Consider the following 20,057-nt stretch of genomic DNA (forward strand, 5'->3'; position numbering starts at 1 on the left):
TTTAAAAATGAAAATTACAACGTTTATTAGTATTTTAATATTTGCACTATTGACATCCTGTGTAAGTCAAAAAAAGTATACAGCCCTTCAAAATAAAGCAGAACTTTGCGAAGACGAACTTGCAAACACTTCCGCCGAACTTAGAACCACTTCTAACGAAGTTTTAGTACTTGAAAATAACCTGGCAAACGAGAAAAACAAATCGAAGGCGCTCGAAAAACAAGGCGATTATTTTAAAAGTACAAACACCAACCTGTTAGATAGACTTTCTGATCTTTCCGTTGTAAGCAAGTATGGAGCTGAGAGTATTAAGAAGTCTTTAGAGGCTTTAAACGAACAAAACACATACATCAAAGATCTAACGGGCTCTATGCAACGAAAAGATTCTCTCAACCTTGCATTGGTGATGAATTTGAAACGATCCTTAGATGATTTCGATGATGAAGATATTAGCATTGAGGTAAAGAAAGGAGTCGTGTATGTTTCCATATCGGACCGAATGCTTTTTAGATCTGGAAGCTATAGTATTAATGAATCTGCGCAAGCAGTAATAGGTAAAATAGCAAAGATTGTGAACGATCACAAAGAGTTAGATATTCTTGTTGAGGGACATACAGATACAGTTCCCATGCATACAGATTGTATAGAAGATAATTGGGATTTAAGTACAAAGCGAGCAACAGCTATAGTGCGTTTGATGCAAACTAATTTTAAAGTGCAACCAGAACGAATGACAGCTGGTGGACGTTCAGAATATGTGCCTAAAGCAACAAATGAAACGTCAGAAGGTAGAGCATCCAATCGTAGAACTGAAATTATTATCCTTCCAAAACTAGATCAATTTTTCAATCTCTTAACGCCTCCAGCAGCAGTCTCTGTTGATTAATAAGATCTTACAAAACGAATAGGAGTCCTGTTATTAATTTTTTTAAATAATATTGTCTTCATGGAAAACGGGAAGGTTTATAGGCTTCCCGTTTTTGTGTTTTAAATCAATAACTAATGTCTTATTATTTCAAAAATTAGTTATCTATATAATCTATAAATATTTAAAATATAATTAAACTTAGAACGTATAAATCAATAGCCACTTAACATAGGCTCAATACCAGCTAGCACGCTACTTTCTCCTCGAATAATTAAACAGTAATTATCGTTTTTCAACTCATTTAGATAGCTATTAATCTCTTCGGTATTAATTCCCAATCCTTTAAATATTCCGATAAGACCTGTGGGTAATGATGCAAGCTCTCTTTCATCAATTTTATTAAGGAATGTTGGGGTTAAATGACCGGCAATAAATAAGGTGCCAATCTCAGGATTATTGAAATATCCTACTTGAAATTTCTTGCCTAATACAGCGCTTAATTGCTGTTTTGTATCGGGCATTATTTTTTTAAGCTCTTTTTTAGCAATGGTCTTATTGGTCGTAAGTTTGCCTAAGATAGATAATTGAAATGGTATATTATTTTGCTGAGTAATATGGCTTATTACTGTCTCTATTTGCGATAAGCTTTGATATGTTCTTATAACAAATAATTTTAGGGGTGTGTTATGTTTTTTAACAGACATTATACAAATCGTAATTTAGTTTCAACGTATCGCTAAATTAACTGTAATATGACTTTTCTTCAATGACTAGGGTCAGTCTGTCTAGTTTTATCCAAAAAGGGCAATATCTTTTAAACTTTTTTTGTCTTCAATAATGATTTCTCTATGAGTACCAATACTTAATAATGCTTCATCTTTAAAATCGGTTAGCATTCTAATAGCAGTTTCTGTAGCTGTACCCATAAGACTTGCTAGGTCTTCTCTTGAGATACTAATACCTTGATTTTTTGAATTATGAAGTATTTCATTTTTAGATAAATCCAATAGTACTTTTGCTAAACGTTGTCTAACTGTTGAAAACGCCATACTTACTAGTTTTTCTTGAAGATCAATTAAATCATTAGAAATCATAGTAATGAATTTAGTTGAAATCAACTTATCACCAAATAGCAAGGTTGTAAAATCAGCTTTAGGAATCTTAATAACTTCTGCTTGTTCTAGAACTGTTGCAGTATCTTTATAAGTGCCTTTATTACTTAGTAATGATAGTTGACCTACAAATTGTCCAGGTCCAAATAGGCCTGTTACCAAAGATTTGCCAGACTCCGTAGTCTTATATGTTTTTATAGCACCTTTTTGTATAAAGTATAGCGTATGTGCAGTGTCTCCTTCCATAAAAACAAACTCTTTTTTATGAAATGTTAAGCACTTACGATCCTCGGAAAGGCTTTCCATACCGCGTTGTATCGATACATCATTAAAAAATTGATTAATACCTTCAATATCCTTTGAGAATTCCTTTTTAAGAAAGCTATGTTTATGAAGTCTTGAGGCAATGGCATCTAATAATTCGCTTTCTTCAAAAGGTTTGGTGAGATAATCATCGGCTCCTAGGTTCATCCCTTTTCTGACATCTATTTTTTCTGTTTTAGCAGTTAGGAAAATAAAAGGTGTACTTGCTGTCGTTTTATCTTTACTTAAATGCAGTAAAACATCATATCCATTTAGTTCTGGCATCATAATATCACAAATAATAATATCTGGTTTTGAAAGTTTTGCTAGTTCAACACCTTTTTTACCATCCTCTGCTTTGACAACCTCATAGTTTGCTAATTCTAAGATTTCTGCGGTGTTTTCTCTAACATCTTGATTGTCTTCTATTAAAAGTATTTTTGTCATCATTTTTTAATTATTGGGTTTTGGCCACTTTATTAAAAACGTTGTGCCTTTATTGATTTCACTCTTGAAATCAATGGTGCCATCCATTAGTTCTACATATTGTTTTACAATATTAAGACCCAATCCTGTTCCCTGAATATTCTGTGCATTTTTTGCTCTAAAAAAACGCTCGAATAGTTTTTCCTGCTCGTCTTCCGGAATGCCTATACCTTGGTCTTGGACTTGAAGCGTAAAAAATGCGTCACTTTCTTCAATTTTAATATGGATATCTGTATTTTTTGGGGAATACTTAATGGCATTAGATAATAAATTCATCAGGATGGTACGTACTAGTTTAGAATCAAGGTTGAGTAAAATAGCGTGGTTTGGTGCTACTAAAATGATGTTCTTTCCTGTTTTTTTAGTTGTGGACACTTCTTTAACCAATAGTTTAGAAAAGTGAACAAAATCAAACAGTTCCTTATCTGCTTTAACCTTTCCTTCTTCTAGCTTACTAAGAGATAAGAAATCATTCAAAATAACAACCAAATGCTTTACATTCTTCTTGATTTGAGCCACATACTTTTTACGTTTTTCTTCCTTCCCAGCTTCATTTTGTTTGCCAATAAGGATAGCTGAGGTTTGTATGGCGCTCAAAGGTGTTCTAAATTCGTGCGATGCCATGGAAACAAATCTTGATTTTAATTCGTTAAGCTCTTGTTCTTTTTTTAATGCACTTTTTGCAACCCTTTCAATTTTCTTTTGTATCGTGATATCACTGTACACAAATAATGCACTAGAAATAATAGTGTTTTCATCGAGTAATGGAATTGTATTTACCGAGAAGTATTGGTCTTTGTAGATTATTTCAAAACCAAGGTGTTTTCCAGCAATAGTTTTCAATATATCCTTTTTTAGTTTTATTTTTTGTCTTTCGGAAAATATGGTGATGTCATCAACTGTGGTATCTTCAAAAATCAATTTATCTAGTCCTAATTTTATTATAGCCTCACCTTCTATAAGTTGCATTTCAAAATTTGGGTCAAAAACAATGATAAATCCATTAGGGAAATTTTTAGCAATTGCCGAGGATAAGGATTTATTTGCAATAGCCCTTTTCTCTGCTTCTTGCGTTTCTTGTATTTGATCTTCGAGACTTAAATTAGATGCCACCAATTTTTGAACTGTAGTGGTTAGTTCACTCGTTCTACGGGCTACTTCATTCTCTAATTCTTCAGCGTAGCTTTTTAGTTTGACTTGACTAATGTTTAGTTGCTTTTCTATGTTTTCGCGCTCTGAGATATCTATAATAAAAGCTATTACAACCTGTTTTTGCTCTATGGTCGTTGGACTTAAGCTTATTTCAATTGGAAATTGAGAACCATCTTTTTTTAATCCCCACAGATCTAAATTACGACCCATTCGTCGTGCTTTAGGTTTTACGATGTATCCTTCTCTATGACCTTTATGTTTTTTTTTGAATTTATTAGGGATAAGGTGTTCTACTTTTTGAGTTATAAGCTTACCTGATTGATAGCCAAACAATTGTTCGCTTGCTGGGTTGGCTTTTATAATGATGCCATTAGCATCAACCACTATAATACCTTCCACAGAGGATTGAAAAATGCCCTGAAAGAGTTCTATGTCTTGTAATTCTTTACTCAATATTGGTATGTAGTTACACTATATAAATTAAATAACAATGTAACCTATTTAAACGGACTTGGGTCATCTTTTAATTATTTAATAATCATGATTTAAGTCCTTTTAATATATAGTTTGCTCCCTTAACCTAGATAAGATTTATAAATCACTTATTGCCATACAAACTACTGATGTAAATAAAATAACCACACTAGTACATCGACATCCTAGTGATGATATAAGTGCTTAATCCTCTGAATCTTATGGTGTCGCAGAAGAAAGAATCACCTACTAATGAAATTGACTTAAAAATGAAACAAACTACTTATATCATATTAACAATTGTAACACTTATATTTATTGTTGTATTCACGCTTCAAAACACTAGCGAAGTACGTATTTCTCTATTATTTTGGGATATTAAAACATCCTTAGCTCTATTAATTTTTTCTTTATTCGCTTTAGGTGTTCTAACTGCCATTTTTATCCTAACACTAATAATTATTGCGCTTAAATCTACATTAAGAAAAGATGAAAAAATTATTTCTGCATTGCAAGAACCTAATGACTTAAATCCTGATAGGAAAGTAGAAACCGAATAGTGATTAGTGCAAGACGTGATGTAATTAATTTTCTAGATAAGTGAGTAAGTGCATTATTATATGATTGTCAATTCAAGTTTAAGAACGGGATTGACTATGCCTACCTATCGAAAATTTATGAACTAATAAAAACCTATCCTTCTAAGAATTATCTCAAATGAAAGAATTTATCAGAATGAACTTTTGCTATTATCAGCAAGTGTCTCGGGTTTTGCTTTGCTTCCATAAAATTTATTAAATACAACACATGCTGTTAAATCTCCTGTAACATTCACTGCAGTTCTAAACATTCCGAGAATACGGTCTATGCCTATAATAATAATCAGACCTTCAATAGGAATTCCTGAGCTTTGCAATACAGATGTAAGAATAATAACACCACCTCCAGGAATAGCAGGTGTTCCTATAGAAGCAGCTACAACCGTAAATGTAATTAGAAGAATACTCATTATAGATAAGTCAATACCGTAGGCTTGTGCCATAAATAAAGTAGTTACGCATTGAAATAATGCTGTTCCGTCCATATTGATGGTAGCTCCTACTGGAATAACAAAATCACTAATATTGGAAGATACTCCTAATTTTTCATCTGCTGTTTTCATAGAAAGTGGCATAACGGCTGCTGAACTGGCAGTAGAAAAAGCTAATAATTGAGGGTCTCTAATTGCTTTTAGAAATTTGAAAGGATTTCTCCTAGTAATGACAAAGACTATAATTAAATAAAATGTCAATAATAGAATGAGGCCTAGAATAACGACCGCCATATAATAGCCTAAACCGAGAAATACTTCAATGCTTGTTCTGGATAATAATGCTGCCATTAAGCCAAATACGGCATAAGGAACAAGTATCATTGCCCACGAGACAACGATCATACAGATTTTTTGAATGGCTTCAGAAAAACGAATAATAGGAGTTGCTGTTTTCTGATTGAGTTGTGTAATTGCAACACCAATGATGATTGTGAAAATGACCACGCCTAACATTTCCCCTGTTAAAATAGACTCTAGCGGATTATTAGGGATAAGGTTTGATATTGAATTTGGAATGTTTCCTATAAGGTCAGTTTGCTCATCTGGTACTATTTGGCTTTCACTACTATTAGGAAATCCTCCTAACTCAAAAATATATTGACCAGGTTTTAAAATTAGTGTAACGACCAAACCAATTGCTATGGCAACAGTTGTTGTAAAAACAAAATATAATAATAGCTTAAGTCCAAAGGTTTTTAGGTTTTCAGATGTGTTTCCTACAATTCCTGTAATAATCGATGTGAATATCAATGGAATCATAATCATTTGAACCAACCTCATAAAAATTTGACCTGGTAGATCAAGCCAATCCGCAATTTTTAAACTCATACTTTCTGAAAGTAATCCTGTAGATGGATTCAACAATACTCCTATTCCAGCACCCAAAAGAAGCCCAATAATTACTTTAAGCCATAAGCGACCTTTGATAAGGTGGTCTAAATGAACTGATAACCTATTAAGAGATTTGAATTCTATCATAGTTTTTTATGCCTTTTGCATAAGTTTCTAATAAATTGTTTAAGGAATCTAGATAGTCTTTCAATGTTTCATTAATTCAGGATATTTTTCTAGAATTTTTGAAGTTGTTGAGAAAATAGTTTGATTAATATCATTTTGATGATTTTATTTTCTATGCGCTTTAATAAACGTTATCTCTAATAAACCTAAGGATAAAGGTTAGTTGTTTAATCTTATCTATGAATGACCCAAGTCATCTGTTATTTATTTCTTCTCACATAATTTTGTTGTTAGATCATTTAATTCTATGAAAATTGACGTAGAAATATAAGGACTTTACAATCACATGCTTAGTTACTTTTTATAAAGAAAAAATTGAAACAAAACAAAGTCAAAACAACAATTAAAGACAGTAAAAAACTGTCCGTTTTAGCCGCTACTGCAATCTGTGGGAATGATATCAGTTCATCTGTATTATACGTCTCGGCTTTAGCTATAGCTTTTGCAGGTCAATACGCATGGATTACGTTGCTTATTGTATCTCTTGTTTTATTTCTATTTAGAAAAATATACGGAGAAGTAGTAGGTGCTTTACCATTAAATGGTGGTGCTTATAATGCATTACTAAATACTACCAGTAAATCTGTGGCCTCTTTTGCTGCTACACTAACTATATTGTCTTACATGGCTACTGCTGTTATTTCTGCTAATGAAGCCATTCATTATCTTCATCATATAGTACCAGCAATTCCTATTATAATTACAACCATAATTCTGCTTGTATTTTTTAGTGCTTTAACTATTGGAGGTGTTTCAGAATCATCAAAAGTTGCCATCGCGATCTTTCTTTTTCATTTATCTTCTTTTGTAATATTAAGCGTATTTATCACCTATTTTCTTTTTAATAATGGCATTGGATTGTTTATTGAGAACTGGCACATGCCTACCGAAGGCGGAAGTATAACAAATGCTATTTTTCTTGGCTTTGCTGCTTCAATGTTAGGCGTTTCTGGTTTTGAAAGTTCTGCAAACTTTGTAGAAGAACAACAAAAAGGTGTTTTTCCTAAAACACTTAAAAACATGTGGGTTGTAGTTAGTATTATTAATCCATTAACAGCCTTATTTGCCCTTTCGCTATTTGCATTGCCTTTGTTACAAAGTGATTCTTATCAAAACACGCTTTTAATAGAAATGGCGTCGCATGTAGGGGGCAATTGGTTGGCTATATTAATTGGAATTGATGCTTTCTTAGTATTGAGTGGAGCAGTACTAACAAGTTTTATTGGGGTTTCAGGTTTATTGGAGCGAATGGCTTTAGATAGAATATTGCCTCAATATTTTTTAAAGAAAAACAATCGTGGAAGTTCTTACCGTATCATTCTAATTTTTTTAGTCCTAACTATATCTGTATTACTAATAACAAGAGGGGATGTTAAACTCCTAGCAGGCGTTTATACCATATCCTTTTTATTAGTCATGATACTGTTCGGTATCGGAAATGTACTCCTAAAAGTTAAACGAAATAGTTTACCAAGACCTGAAAAAGCAAGTTGGTTGGCTATATTATTTGCAATCATTGCTGTAATTATTGCTTTAATAGGAAATATTATAATGGAACAAAGAGTAGGTTTTCCAAGTAATTTTACGGTCTTTCTAGAATATTTTGTTCCTGCCATTGTTTTTATTACCGTAATGCTAAACAGGACGGTATTATTAAAATTTTTACTGAAATTAATTCACTCTGTTTTTGATCCTTTTAGAAGTTTTGTAATGAAAACTGACAAGAAAATTCTTTCTGTTATCGATGCTATTAATTCTCAAGAATTTGTCTATTTCACCAAAGATGATAATGTTGAAACCTTGAATAAGGTGTTGTTGTATATTCAAAGAAATGAGCATACTAAAAAATAAAAGTTGTAACTGCAAGTAAAAATGGAAATGTGATTACAGAACAATTTAGGAACGATATAAATGTAATTGATAGAGAGTACCCTTCCATTAAAATTGATTTTATTGAAGTAGATGATTATTTTGGACCTGAACTAATTAATAGATTATCAAATGAATGGAGTATTCCTATCAACTTTATGTTTATGGGTTCACCTGGTGATCATTTTCCTTATAAGTTACAAGAACTGGGTGGTGTACGATTAATAATTTGATAAAAAATCGACATTGAACTAAATTATAAAAAGTAATTTTTGCAGATTACTACTGAATAAATAACCAACTTAAGTTTCTCATAATTTAATTATTTGTTTAAGTAAAGCTGTGACGCATTTTCATTTTTCAAAATGATGAAGGTCAGTTCAATTATTACATACTTTTAATTTTAGTAATAATATCCTGTTTTTGCAGTACACCAGATTGACGCCAAACTTGCGGTCCATTTTTAAATAATAGTAGTGTAGGGACACATTTTAAATTGTATTGAAGATCAACTGATAAATATTGGGTTTGATGCTGTTTTTTTTTCAAAAGCCACAGGGAAGTGAAGTAGAGTGACTGTTGTAGATTCTTATAGAAGCTTAGCAATATCAGACTTTTGAAGACTATTGTTGAATAAGATGAGATTATTAAAAATTTTAAATAAGCAAAATATTAATCAATGCTCAAACCTTTATACACTCTTTGTAATCCATATGGCTGTATTATGAATAATAAATCGACATTTAAACTCTGTATAACAATTTATTGCGATACTTTACAGTATTCCAAGTGAGACCATTAGTAAAATAAAGCCTTACAGAGATGTAGGGCTTTTTCTATAGATTATAAATTACTTCAAAAGTAAAGGCTTTGCTTAAAAACTAAATCATCCCTCCAAATAAAACATGACACCCTATAAATGCGATTACGGATAAAATAATACCCACTAAAAAAATATTAAAGGATTTACGAAGTAACTTAAATTTACGGTCAATTGTTTTACCTAAATGGTAAGTGTCTGTTGCAATTGTTTTATATAACTCATCTCCTTCATTCATTAAGTTGGTAATGTTATTTACGTACTCATCTTCTTCCATCTCATGAAAATTCCCATAAAACATTAAGTTTTTTGTCTCACTTTTTCCATGCACTAATTCTGGGCGTGTTGCAAAAATTGCAAAGGCGATTGAAGCTAAATTCGTGAACAAAATCATTACTACCGGAAAGATTAGGTGAGGGTCTGTACTTAATTGACTCATTACCGTACCTAGAATTAATGATAAAATTAAAGCGTTTATAGATATTAAAATATTTGATTTAGTATCTATCATCGTGTTTAGAGTATACTGATTTTTAGATAATAATCTAAATAATGTTTCTACTCCTCTTTCAGACCTTGGTGCAACTTTTGCCAATTTCTTTTTTAATTGCTTTAAGGCGTCTTTATCAATATTTAATTCTTCCATTAAATATTTATCCTCTGCCTTTACTTTTGATTTATCTCCCATAGTTGGATGTGTTATAATTTAAACCATATTTATGAATATAGTCTTTTTACAAATTTACCACTACTTAATTCTTAATCAATAATTGAAATAACAGAATTGCTCAGTTATATGATGTATAATTTTTATAATGGATAAGAAAGCAAAACATAAATAAAGCGTAAAATCGGTACAATTATTTTAGTAAAAGTGATATTGAATGATTCAAACCTAAGTTCATTTACCTAATTTTCTTATCCTTTTCAAACTGCAGAATTACTTTATCTGCAATATTAGTAATCAATTTTTTGGATAAGTACTTTTCCATCCAATAAAAAGTAAATAAAGAAAATCAACATTTTCAGCAATGTTATGAGTTAATTCATCGTGATGCTTTTCTAACTTTTCTTTCCTGCTCATCGTTGCCATAAACTCTTCAAAAGAGCTTGCTACGTCTCCACTTCTTCCTAATTAACTAAACGCAAAATCAATTCAACTACCATTCTGATGCTCAAGTGCGCAGGTGCTATCTGGTGATTTCAGTTCTGGACACAAGGCCTTCACGACTTTTATAACAAAATGATAGGTGTTTTCTGCAAAATGGCCATGATGAAAAAGTACAAACTAGTCCTTAGATAAAGGTGAAGGGATTATAAAACTAGGGTAGAGAACTTTGAGCGTAGGAACCGATTCTACTCTATTTATCTAAAGCCTCAAATTATTTTTACTTTGGATTTGTAAACACCAATCTGTTATCTATGTATGATTATGACGTAATTTTCTTATTCACTATTGCAGCAACTACAATTCCGAAAAGAATATGCCCTATTAAACCTCCCATTAGTATCAATATCATATTACCAGAAGGAGTTGGCATTGTAGGGAATATTTGCATCATTAGACCCATACTAATTTGAGCCATGACAAAGGCAATTATTCCAAATACAACCCCTTTTCCTAAACTTGAAGAGATTTTCGTTAGCCAGTCTTTGATAATAAAACTATATATTAAGGCAAAAATAATTCCAATCATAAAATGCATAATCCAACCGATGGCCACCGAAGCGCCCATTGTTGTCGCTAACATTTTTGGAGGTTCCATTTTAGGCATTCCTAGTTGTGCTGCTATCATCATCATAGCGGTCATTGCTATTGTTGCTACTATTCCGGCAACAATACTTATTAAAAATTTGTTATTCATAATTTTAGTTTTAAAAGGTTAAAATATTAATCGAAAAAGGCCTTAAGTTCTTTTTAAGGTTGTCCCATTGGTCAGCATCTCCAGAAATGATTTGGCTAACTTCTTTTAATTTTGAAGTTCCAAAGCCAACAGCTTCCTTCAGTCCGATATGTGGTGGTAGAGATAAGTCTCCACTACTTACAACTGCATCAATAATAAATGGCTTGGTACTTACTTTTGCCATCTTTATGGCATTTTCTATGTCTTTAGCTTTTTCTACTCGGACGCCTTCACCACCGCACAAACGAGCGTAGTCTGCAAAATTGACATTCTGTTGCTCTAGAGCATCCAAAGCAGGTGCGAGTCCAACTTCTTCCATTTCCAATTTCACAAAACTTAACTGAGAATTATTGAGAATAAGGATTTTAACAGGAAGATTATATCTTACAGCCGTAATAAAATCTTGCATTGCCATATTGAAGGCGCCATCTCCGGAGATACACCATACTTCTCTGCCAGGATTGGCCATGGAAGCGCCCATAGCTGCAGGAAGTCCGACAGCCATAGAGCCATGATTAAATGAGCCCATAATTCTTCTATTGGTATGAAATGAAATGTGGTGTGCAGCCCAAATGGCCGAGGTGCCTGTTTCAACAGTAAAAATGGCATCGTCTGAAGCATATTCATTAATATAACGTGTAAATATTTGTGGATGTAACGGTTCGTTATTGCGGTCTGGCGAAGCTTCCTCTAATTTACTCTTTTTCCATTTGGTGAATTTTTCGTTTAATGTTGAAAGGAATAGGTAATCAGTTTTTTCTTCAACTAATGGAGTTATTGCTTTCACAAAAGTATTTACATCACTGTGTACACCAATGTTTACACTTGTTCTATTTCCTATATTTTCTTCTCTTATGTCAACCTGAATAGTCTCTGTATCGTGAGGTAAAAAATCAGTGTACGGAAAATCAGTAGCGAGCATGAGTAACAAATCGCATTTCATCACCGCATTATAGCCCGTTGGGTTACCAATTAGTCCTGTAAGTCCAACCGTATTTTCGGTATCGTGGTCAAATATGTCGGTTGCTTTTAGCGTATGTGTAATGGGTGCTTTTAATTTTCTAGAAAGTTCAAGGATTTCGCTTCTGGCTTCTCTACAACCATGACCTGCAAGAATAGCAACCGTCTTGGCATTATTAATGGCTTCTACGGCTTTCTTGATGGAGTCGTTACCAGGCATTAAAATAGCATCAGAATTATAAATAGGGCGCAACATTTGTTCGTTTTCTGCTTCCATTCCAGCAACATCTGCAGGAAGCTCAATTCGGCAAACTGTTTTCCGGGAAACCGCAATCTGAATAGCACGTAAAATGACACGTGGTGCCATTTCTGGTGTTTTAATAATCGCTTGATAATCACAAACATCGTCATATACTTTTGTAAGATCGACTTCTTGGAAATAATTTGTTCCCTGTTGTATTTGGGGAACTTGTCCTGTGATGGCAATTACTGGTGTTCGTGCTTTTTTAGCATTATAAAGTCCATTAATTAGATGTAAGGCTCCAGGTCCTACGGTTCCGGCACAGACAGCAAGCGAACCTGTAGATTCACTATCTCCAAACGCTGCAAATGATGCATTGCCTTCATGTTTAAAGCCAATCCAATTAACATCATCCCTTTTTTCGATAGCTTTCACAAAAAAGTTGAGGGCATCGCCAGTAACACCATAGATGTTCTTAACTCCAGTAGCTATTAATATTTCCAATAATTGTTCTGATACGTTTTTAGACATAGTTTTATTTTAATAAATGGTATACAAGCCACCATTTGTAGTTAATATTATAAAGGCTGCAATAAAAAATATAACGTCATAAGGCCAACCAAAACCTTTCTCCACGTTCTTTAGGATTGGTTGCGTGGCTCTTGCCGCTACTAAAAAACACCACTCCAACACTAATTCGAAGTAATGAAAGTGCTACAGGACTTAAAAAGGTGACATCTATTAGTTCCATAATGCGACTTTTTACTGTTAGATTATCTAATAAATTTTATAGAATTGATTTGTTTAAAATTATATCAAATCAATGTAATGTTTAGTAACTCATCTTATTGACGCATATCAGAAAGAAAAGAGCTGTATTGCATTGTCCTCATTAAATGATTCAAACAGCATCTCTATCGATACAATTTCTTTACAAATGCACCTATGCTTAAGCCTTGAATAATTATTGAAAATAAGACGACTACATAAGTAATATATAAAATCAGCTCGCTTGATAGATCATTTGATAAGCTTAAGGCAAGGGCAATTGATATTCCTCCACGTAATCCTCCCCATGTTAATACAGCGACTGTTTTTATTGGCTTCTCTGCGTTGTGTTTCAGAAGTGAATAAGGAAGTAAAACAGAAATAAAACGGGCTACCAATACAATGACAATAGTAAGAACACCCAATAGCAAATGTGTGAGGTCAAATTTCAGCAAATGAATAGCCAATCCGATAAGTACGAATAAGATGCCGTTAAAAACATCATCTAAAATTTCCCAAAAAGAATTGATGGCTTTTTGTACAGCGTTTTTATCTTCATTGACGTGGATTTTGTTTCCTATTAATAAACCGGCAACAACCATCGCTAACGGTGCCGATATATGCAGCATAAATGTGCCTGCTGTTCCTCCCATTACTACAGCAAGTGTGATCATTACTGCTAACTGTGGGTTTTCGTTCAATGATTGAATGCATTTTAAGCCTAGAAAACCGATGAGTAATCCGTAAAGTAATCCGCCTACTGCTTCTTCTAGAAATAATGTTCCTATTTCTGTCCCTATTTCAGCTGAACTGTGTTCGCCTGTTGCTGTAGCAATTAATAATATACCAGAAAAAACAACAACACCAATGCCATCATTGAACAAGGATTCTCCTTCTATTTTTATACCTAAACTTTCAGCGATATTAGCTTCTTTCAAAATAGCCATCACGGCAATTGGATCGGTAGGTGAAATTAAAGCACCAAATAAAAGTGCGTGTAGAAAAGGTAATTCTAAACCAATCCATTGTGCGCCAAAAAATACTAAACCACCAACTATAAATGTAGATATGAGAACACCTAACGTTGCAAACAACAAAATTGATTTTTTCTCTTTTTCGAGTGCGGCGAGGTTAACATGCAGTGCACCTGCGAACAATAAAAACTTAAAATACCATTGAGTAATAGTGTTTTAAAATCGGCGTTAACAATAATATCACAAAAGAATCTATAAAATTCCGGAAAAATAGATTCGCTTAACATTATAGGAATGATTAAGAGTAAGCTTAAAATCATCAACCCAATAGTTGTTGGAAGTTTTAACCACTTATAATTGATGTAGTTAAAAAGTGCTGCGATTGTAAATACAATACTGAAAGATTCGAACATGTTATTTTGATTTTGTATTAATATATTTCCCAACAAAAACACCGATAACAATGGCAAGGTAAAATTGCCTATGATGTTAATTTATAACTGCAACATAAGCAGAGTTAAAATCACTTAACATAAAATGAATAGGCGTTAAGAGAAAATTACAAATATTTAAAAGGGAGATTAACTATTTGTAATTCCGCATTAACCTTATTTACTGTATCTATCTATTGTTTAAATTAAAACACTTTCATTTTAAAAGTGCTGTATTTTATTTTGGATACTTGTACTACTTTTTGACTAATATTTTGAGTTTATATATAGAAAGTACAGAAAGAAGTACTGCAATAACAACAAGCATCATTACTGGTTCTGGTCTTGCAAAGAACTCCATTGTTAAACCGCCAATCATTGTTGCCAATAATAAAAAATAGGCCAATTTTCCTAAGTTATTTGTGTTCTTAATAGTATATATGATGAGAAGAATCGCAATTACGAGTTCCACGCTACCTGTAAATACTCTAAAAATATCTGGATCTATCGGTACTAACGATTTAAACTGTTCAAATCCTTTGACGCTTTTTTCAATTCCTACTAATTTTGGAATTGCAAAAAATAGCATAAGCGCAGCGGCTATTAAATTACTTGCTTTATTCATTGTTTTCATTTTTAGTTTGTTTAATATGTTTTATTCTTAAATTAAATTTACATCTGTAATGACCTCTAAAAGTGCAGGTCCATTATGTTCATTGAGTTTTTTCATTGCTGGTATTAAATCTTCCAGCTTTTCTACACGAATTCCTAAAGCACCACAATTTTCTGCATATTTTGCAAAGCTTGGATTGGTTAGTGATGTTTGCCACACGTCAACTTCTGCTGCACGTTGCTCTTTTGAAATTTTTCCTAGTTCAGAATTATTAAGTACAATGTGTTTAATATTCATATTGTATTTTACGAGCGTATTTATTTCAGCTAAATACTGACCTAATCCAGCATCTCCAGAAACAGACCAAATAGGTCTTTTATCACCTTCTGCTGCCCAGGCACCCATTGCCGCAGGCAAAGCGAAACCAATAGATCCTAAATATCCAGACATTAATATGGATTGACTTGTAGGCTCAAAATATCTTCCGAAGGAATAGGTATTGTTTCCTACATCTACAGCGATAACTGCATCTTTAGGTGTAATTTTATTCATTGCATCAAACACAGAAATTGAACTTAGTCCATCACCACAATCTTTCAGTCTACTCACTTTTTCTTCTTTCCAAAGGGACCATCTTTCTTCAATTTCTATACGTTGGTTTGTAGTATTAATCGTATGCTTTGTTTGCGCTATAATTACCTTAAGCGTTTCTGAAATTTCACCCCAAAGTGCAACATCAACTTTATGGTGCTTGCTTAACGCCATTGGATCAAAATCAACTTGAATAATTGGTTTTTTGGGTGTTATACCTGTATGGTTAGAGAAGGATGCGCCAAAAACTAACAATAAATCACTTTCATTCATAAACCAAGAAGCTATTGGTGTTCCGCTTCTTCCGAGTACACCACAGCCTAAAGGGTGATTATCTGCTATTAATCCTTTTCCTTTAAATGTTGTAATAATTGGGCAGTTTAATAATTCGGCGTAAGCGATTATAGCATCCATTTGAAAACGGGCTCCGTGACCTACAATAATGACAGGGCGTTTGGCTTTGTTTAATAAATTCACTGCCTCATCAACCATCTCTTTTGGAGGTGAAATATTGAAAGGTGTGATTCTATTTTCCGGTGTTTGTGCTTTCGCATTTTCTGGTTTTTCAGTAAAGGCTACCTCATCTGGAAATGTTAAATGAACCACATCTCTTTTTATTAAAGCAGTTTTAATGGCAAGAGACATCAATTCACTATGGTTAGAGTTTAAATGCACCGCGTGATTAAATTGGGTAACACTATCAAAAGCTTTTACTAAGTCTACTTCTTGAAAAGCGCCTGTTCCTACTACTTGCGTATTAATTTGTCCTGAAAGTGCTAAGAGTGGTGCTCTGTCAACCTTTGCATCCCACATTCCTGTAAACATATTTGTCGCACCTGGACCAGCGATACCAAAGCAGGCTGCGGGCTTCCCAGTTAACTTAGCATAGCCAGATGCTGCAAATGCAGCTGCACCTTCGTGCCTAATTCCAAAAAATTGTAGTTTTCCTTTTTCCTCTTGCCTTCTCATGGCATCTGCTACTGCTAGATTACTATGACCTACCATTCCAAAAACGGTATCGACTCCCCAATTCACCATTGTCTCTATCATTACATCTGAGATCGTTTCTTTGTGTGGCTCCTCTTCTGGAATCGCTACGTAAATAGCCTCTCCTTCTTCCTTTACTTCAAAGTTTTTAATTCCATCATCAAACCCTCCAGGTGACTGTCCGTTGCAAGGGTCAAAATCCCAACCGTGCCAAGGACAACGCAACATGCCGTTTTCAATAGAACCTTCGCCTAGAGGTCCTCCTTGATGTGGACATTTATTATCTAATGCTGAAAATTTTCCTTTATAATGTGTTAAACAAATACCTTGGTGACCAGCAGTTACTGTTTGTACACGACCGTCTGGAAGCATTTTTCTGTCGTCTAGAACCTTATACCATTTTTGTTTTTTCATAATAAAATTGATTTAATTAGATCTGATTTTAAAACTGAATTTGATGAATATTCACAGATCTAACGGAATATATAATCAATAAAATAAGCCCAAACATGGATACAACTATGACTGAAATTTCCAAAGATGTTGAAATATTGTAAATGTCATTACTACCGGTTATTACTCCTATTGAGAGTTATAACCGGTACTACTTTTGTATTTATCGTTAGCTGTTTTTTAGCACATTTATTGCTTCTTCAAAAAATGCGACACCTTCAGATTCTACGATTGTATCTGCATTAAGAACCGCACCTTTAAAGTCACCAGATTTCCATTCTCCAGATGGTAATTTCGGTAATTGTGAAGTGTCTATTGTACCACCATTTTTGTATCCAGAGATATATAAATAATGTTTGTCGCTAATAGCATCAGGAATTGCCAAACCTAATCCAATAGTAACATCAGAATCAGGTAATGCATTATAAATGCCAGAATCAAAGTGATGTGGCCAAACTCTAATTGATGTATTAAGATTATAGTTTTGATTTATTTTTTCAAGAACTGATTGCGCTAAAACACGTAGGTTTTTGAGTGCATTCAATTGGTCAGAATCTAACAATTCAAACGTAAAAGAATTGTCTATGGTGTAAGGTAAATCGTAGTGAAACCCATAGTGATATGTTTTATTTAAATGGGCTTTAGACGTGTCCGTCAGCCAACTTAAAACTTCAGCATGCATAGCACCATCTAACTCAAAAGTTGTAGTTCCTTTATTAGATTTCCATTGTAATGCGAACTTTTCATAATCTAAACATAATTGATCGCCTTTGTCTGAAAGTATATGTGTACAAAGACTTCCATTCTCTTTATCAAACCCTAAGTTAGTATGGCTATCGTCTGGTTGTTTTTCTAAAAAGCTTATTCCTGCTGCAGCTAAATATTGAGCCGCTAAATGCATTTGTTTTTCCATAGTCTGTTTTTTATTTTATTCCTGCGTAATTAATTCCTGTAAGTTGATGTAAATCTCTATCGTATGTTGACAAATCTTCTTGGTTAAATTTTGTAACATTATCATAACCACAAGCACGTGCAATAACTCTAATTAAATCGTTGCTTGCTTCAAAGTAGTTTTGTAATTGTTTAGCTGAAGAATCGATAATCAATCTGCTACGTAAAGATTCTTTTTGAGTCGCAATCCCGACAGGACAGTTATTACTGCCACAAGCACGCATCCCTAAACACCCAATAGCCTGTAACGCCGAATTAGATACTGCAATGGCATCTGCTCCCAACATCATGGCTTTTGCAAAATCTTCAGCTACACGTAGACCTCCTGTAATAACTAAAGTGACATCCGTTGCACCAACTTTATCCATATAAGCTCTTGCTCTCGCTAATGCCGGGATGGTTGGGACGTTAATATGATCTCTTAAAATTGTAGGAGCAGAGCCTGTTCCTCCACCACGACCATCGAGAATAATATAATCGACACCAACATCGAGTGCAAATTGAATGTCTTTTTCAATATGACTTGCTGCAATTTTAAACCCGATAGGAATGCCTCCTGTACGTGCTCTTACTTTATCTGCAAATACTTTAAAATCTTCAACGGTATGAAAATTTGGGTTTGCAGCTGGTGAAATTGCTGTTTCTCCTTCTTTAAGTCCGCGAACTGCTGCAATTTCAGCACTTACTTTATTGCCTGGTAAATGTCCTCCTGTTCCTGTTTTTGCTCCTTGACCGCCTTTAAAATGAAAGGCTTGTACGTTATCTAATTTATCCCAAGAGAAACCAAATTGAGCGGATGCTAATTCGTAAAAATATTTAGAATTACTCGCTTGTTCCTCGGGTAACATGCCGCCTTCACCAGAGCAAATTCCTGTTCCTGCTAATTGTGCTCCTTTTGATAAGGCTATTTTAGCTTCACGAGATAAGGCTCCAAAACTCATATCACTTACAAAAAGAGGCATATCTAGTTCTAATGGCTTTTTTGCCTTTGGCCCAATCACTACTTTAGTAGCAACCGCTTCATGATCTAATAAAGGTCTTGATGCTAATTGTGCCGGTAAAAACTGAATATCGTTCCATTTAGGAAGTGTATCTCTATCGACTCCCATAGAAGCAGAAAACCCATGATGTCCAATATTTTTTAAACCATTTTGAGCCAATTCTTTTATATAACCTGTGTAGGGTTCTGTGTCTTCTGGATGCGTATCTGCGTAAGCTCCTAAATAGGCATCGCGATTAAAAGGTTGTGGACTATTTACTAAATAAGCATCAATTTCGAAGGCATCTACAAATAAATCATCACCTTCAATTTTGGTAGAAAACTTATGAAGAACTTCTTTATTATTATATTCTGAAACTCCAGAATCTACACGATAATCCCATCCATGAACTCCGCAAATTAAATTATGACCATCTACATGACCGTCGGACATTAGTGCTCCTCTGTGCAAACACCTTCCGTAGAGTACAGAAATATCATCATCAAATTTCACGATGACTAAGTCTAATCCGTTAACGAGTGCGTGTTCTGGTTGCTTATTTTCTAAAGTACTGACTTGAGCAATGACTACTGGTTTTTTCATGATTTAGGTTTTGATTTAATGTATAATATTTTTAGAATAATTAAACTGCTAAAGAGCAATAAGGAGTAGTAACACATTGGTGTACCTGAAGCTGTTTTTGGGCATTCGGCATGTCCTGTGAATTGCATGATTGAAGCCACTAAAGCAATGCTACCAGCAAGCCCTGTAAATAAAAAATACAAGACATTACCCTTTTTAAAGAGATGTGATATTAGTGGAATAATAAAACAGATTAGAACAACTAAACACATTGGTATATGCATTATTTTAGGACAACCTTCCCCTGTTTTAAATTCTTCAATTACTAATCCTCCAGCACCAAATAATCCTATTATAAGGATCCCCAGAATACTGTAATATGTGATTTTGTTTGACATTAGTTTTTAATTGATACGATACTGTTTTCG

18 protein-coding genes and 1 pseudogene are annotated in these 20,057 nt (G+C 33.6%); 4 read left to right on the forward strand and 15 right to left on the reverse strand.

All coding sequences use genetic code 11. The features are described from left to right. Window positions 1-7 precede the first annotated feature (7 nt). Complete coding sequence (locus ADIWIN_RS11885; RefSeq protein ID WP_020897415.1) at window positions 8-886, forward strand: OmpA/MotB family protein; 879 nt, start codon at window positions 8-10, stop codon at window positions 884-886. A gap of 194 nt (window positions 887-1,080) precedes the next feature. Here ADIWIN_RS11885 and ADIWIN_RS11890 read toward each other — a convergent pair whose 3' ends face one another. The 3 genes from ADIWIN_RS11890 to ADIWIN_RS19650 all read right to left on the reverse strand — a co-directional run bounded on the left by ADIWIN_RS11890 (window position 1,081) and on the right by ADIWIN_RS19650 (window position 4,374). After that, window positions 1,081-1,572 (reverse strand): hypothetical protein, encoded by a 492-nt coding sequence (locus tag ADIWIN_RS11890; RefSeq protein WP_020897416.1) that lies wholly within the window; start codon window positions 1,570-1,572, stop codon window positions 1,081-1,083. A gap of 87 nt (window positions 1,573-1,659) precedes the next feature. After that, entirely contained in the window at window positions 1,660-2,730 is a 1,071-nt protein-coding gene (locus tag ADIWIN_RS11895) for a response regulator (protein WP_020897417.1), read from the reverse strand. Window positions 2,731-2,736: 6 nt separating this feature from the next. Continuing rightward, on the reverse strand, window positions 2,737-4,374 hold the full coding sequence (locus ADIWIN_RS19650) for a sensor histidine kinase (protein ID WP_020897418.1): 1,638 nt from the start codon (window positions 4,372-4,374) through the stop codon (window positions 2,737-2,739). A gap of 290 nt (window positions 4,375-4,664) precedes the next feature. Between ADIWIN_RS19650 and ADIWIN_RS11905 the strand changes: the two genes are divergently transcribed. Next, complete coding sequence (locus ADIWIN_RS11905; protein WP_161624672.1) at window positions 4,665-4,955, forward strand: LapA family protein; 291 nt, start codon at window positions 4,665-4,667, stop codon at window positions 4,953-4,955. A 170-nt stretch (window positions 4,956-5,125) separates the two neighbouring features. On the opposite strand, the gene ADIWIN_RS11910 is transcribed toward ADIWIN_RS11905, so the two are convergent. Beyond that, window positions 5,126-6,466, reverse strand: coding sequence for a dicarboxylate/amino acid:cation symporter (locus ADIWIN_RS11910; RefSeq protein WP_020897420.1), 1,341 nt, complete (start codon window positions 6,464-6,466; stop codon window positions 5,126-5,128). Window positions 6,467-6,820: 354 nt separating this feature from the next. On the opposite strand from ADIWIN_RS11910, the gene ADIWIN_RS11915 reads away from it, so the two are divergent. Then, window positions 6,821-8,356 carry an APC family permease gene (locus tag ADIWIN_RS11915; RefSeq protein ID WP_020897421.1) on the forward strand — a complete coding sequence of 512 codons (1,536 nt, stop codon included), beginning with the start codon at window positions 6,821-6,823 and terminating at the stop codon, window positions 8,354-8,356. A gap of 29 nt (window positions 8,357-8,385) precedes the next feature. Next, window positions 8,386-8,607 (forward strand): hypothetical protein, encoded by a 222-nt coding sequence (locus tag ADIWIN_RS21395; RefSeq protein WP_020897422.1) that lies wholly within the window; start codon window positions 8,386-8,388, stop codon window positions 8,605-8,607. A 154-nt stretch (window positions 8,608-8,761) separates the two neighbouring features. Here the strand turns inward: ADIWIN_RS21395 and ADIWIN_RS21400 are convergent. The 11 genes and pseudogenes from ADIWIN_RS21400 to ADIWIN_RS11965 form a co-directional block, all read right to left on the reverse strand. After that, window positions 8,762-8,866 (reverse strand): annotated as a pseudogene (locus ADIWIN_RS21400) (thiol reductase thioredoxin); the annotation flags it as partial. 389 nt (window positions 8,867-9,255) lie between these two features. Continuing rightward, a complete protein-coding gene (locus tag ADIWIN_RS11925; protein ID WP_020897423.1) occupies window positions 9,256-9,882 on the reverse strand; it encodes a Pycsar system effector family protein in 627 nt (208 codons plus the stop codon). Between the two features lie 742 nt (window positions 9,883-10,624). Continuing rightward, entirely contained in the window at window positions 10,625-11,059 is a 435-nt protein-coding gene (locus tag ADIWIN_RS11930; protein WP_020897425.1) for a DUF6789 family protein, read from the reverse strand. Between the two features lie 10 nt (window positions 11,060-11,069). Then, window positions 11,070-12,830: a thiamine pyrophosphate-dependent enzyme gene (locus tag ADIWIN_RS11935; protein ID WP_020897426.1), complete on the reverse strand. Its 1,761-nt coding sequence runs from the start codon at window positions 12,828-12,830 to the stop codon at window positions 11,070-11,072. 76 nt (window positions 12,831-12,906) lie between these two features. Further along, window positions 12,907-13,050 carry a hypothetical protein gene (locus tag ADIWIN_RS20545; protein ID WP_020897427.1) on the reverse strand — a complete coding sequence of 48 codons (144 nt, stop codon included), beginning with the start codon at window positions 13,048-13,050 and terminating at the stop codon, window positions 12,907-12,909. 163 nt (window positions 13,051-13,213) lie between these two features. After that, on the reverse strand, window positions 13,214-14,251 hold the full coding sequence (locus tag ADIWIN_RS11940) for a cation:proton antiporter (protein WP_262507764.1): 1,038 nt from the start codon (window positions 14,249-14,251) through the stop codon (window positions 13,214-13,216). A 477-nt stretch (window positions 14,252-14,728) separates the two neighbouring features. Beyond that, window positions 14,729-15,106: a DoxX family protein gene (locus ADIWIN_RS11945; RefSeq protein WP_020897429.1), complete on the reverse strand. Its 378-nt coding sequence runs from the start codon at window positions 15,104-15,106 to the stop codon at window positions 14,729-14,731. A gap of 27 nt (window positions 15,107-15,133) precedes the next feature. Then, window positions 15,134-17,077, reverse strand: a complete 1,944-nt coding sequence (locus tag ADIWIN_RS11950) for a thiamine pyrophosphate-binding protein (protein ID WP_020897430.1) — start codon at window positions 17,075-17,077, stop codon at window positions 15,134-15,136. A gap of 208 nt (window positions 17,078-17,285) precedes the next feature. Then, window positions 17,286-18,029, reverse strand: a complete 744-nt coding sequence (locus ADIWIN_RS11955; RefSeq protein WP_020897431.1) for a hypothetical protein — start codon at window positions 18,027-18,029, stop codon at window positions 17,286-17,288. A gap of 10 nt (window positions 18,030-18,039) precedes the next feature. Next, window positions 18,040-19,650 (reverse strand): glutamate synthase-related protein, encoded by a 1,611-nt coding sequence (locus tag ADIWIN_RS11960; protein ID WP_020897432.1) that lies wholly within the window; start codon window positions 19,648-19,650, stop codon window positions 18,040-18,042. After that, window positions 19,647-20,027 carry a hypothetical protein gene (locus ADIWIN_RS11965; RefSeq protein ID WP_040757195.1) on the reverse strand — a complete coding sequence of 127 codons (381 nt, stop codon included), beginning with the start codon at window positions 20,025-20,027 and terminating at the stop codon, window positions 19,647-19,649. The genes ADIWIN_RS11960 and ADIWIN_RS11965 overlap by 4 nt, the downstream gene beginning before the upstream one ends. Between the last annotated feature and the right edge of the window lie 30 nt (window positions 20,028-20,057).

The organism is Winogradskyella psychrotolerans RS-3 (genome assembly GCF_000427335.1).
Taxonomy (GTDB): Bacteria; Bacteroidota; Bacteroidia; order Flavobacteriales; family Flavobacteriaceae; genus Winogradskyella; species Winogradskyella psychrotolerans.

Excerpts from the sequence above, each read along its gene's own strand:
- ADIWIN_RS11945 (WP_020897429.1), bottom strand. The coding sequence starts at position 15,106 with ATGAAAACAATGAATAAAGCAAGTAATTTAATAGCCGCTGCGCTTATG.
- ADIWIN_RS11890 (WP_020897416.1), bottom strand. The coding sequence starts at position 1,572 with ATGTCTGTTAAAAAACATAACACACCCCTAAAATTATTTGTTATAAGA.
- ADIWIN_RS11950 (WP_020897430.1), bottom strand. The coding sequence starts at position 17,077 with ATGAAAAAACAAAAATGGTATAAGGTTCTAGACGACAGAAAAATGCTT.
- ADIWIN_RS11965 (WP_040757195.1), bottom strand. The coding sequence starts at position 20,027 with ATGTCAAACAAAATCACATATTACAGTATTCTGGGGATCCTTATAATA.
- ADIWIN_RS11885 (WP_020897415.1), top strand. The coding sequence starts at position 8 with ATGAAAATTACAACGTTTATTAGTATTTTAATATTTGCACTATTGACA.
- ADIWIN_RS20545 (WP_020897427.1), bottom strand. The coding sequence starts at position 13,050 with ATGGAACTAATAGATGTCACCTTTTTAAGTCCTGTAGCACTTTCATTA.
- ADIWIN_RS11935 (WP_020897426.1), bottom strand. The coding sequence starts at position 12,830 with ATGTCTAAAAACGTATCAGAACAATTATTGGAAATATTAATAGCTACT.
- ADIWIN_RS11895 (WP_020897417.1), bottom strand. The coding sequence starts at position 2,730 with ATGACAAAAATACTTTTAATAGAAGACAATCAAGATGTTAGAGAAAAC.
- ADIWIN_RS11925 (WP_020897423.1), bottom strand. The coding sequence starts at position 9,882 with ATGGGAGATAAATCAAAAGTAAAGGCAGAGGATAAATATTTAATGGAA.
- ADIWIN_RS11905 (WP_161624672.1), top strand. The coding sequence starts at position 4,665 with ATGAAACAAACTACTTATATCATATTAACAATTGTAACACTTATATTT.
- ADIWIN_RS11930 (WP_020897425.1), bottom strand. The coding sequence starts at position 11,059 with ATGAATAACAAATTTTTAATAAGTATTGTTGCCGGAATAGTAGCAACA.
- ADIWIN_RS11960 (WP_020897432.1), bottom strand. The coding sequence starts at position 19,650 with ATGAAAAAACCAGTAGTCATTGCTCAAGTCAGTACTTTAGAAAATAAG.
- ADIWIN_RS11955 (WP_020897431.1), bottom strand. The coding sequence starts at position 18,029 with ATGGAAAAACAAATGCATTTAGCGGCTCAATATTTAGCTGCAGCAGGA.
- ADIWIN_RS11910 (WP_020897420.1), bottom strand. The coding sequence starts at position 6,466 with ATGATAGAATTCAAATCTCTTAATAGGTTATCAGTTCATTTAGACCAC.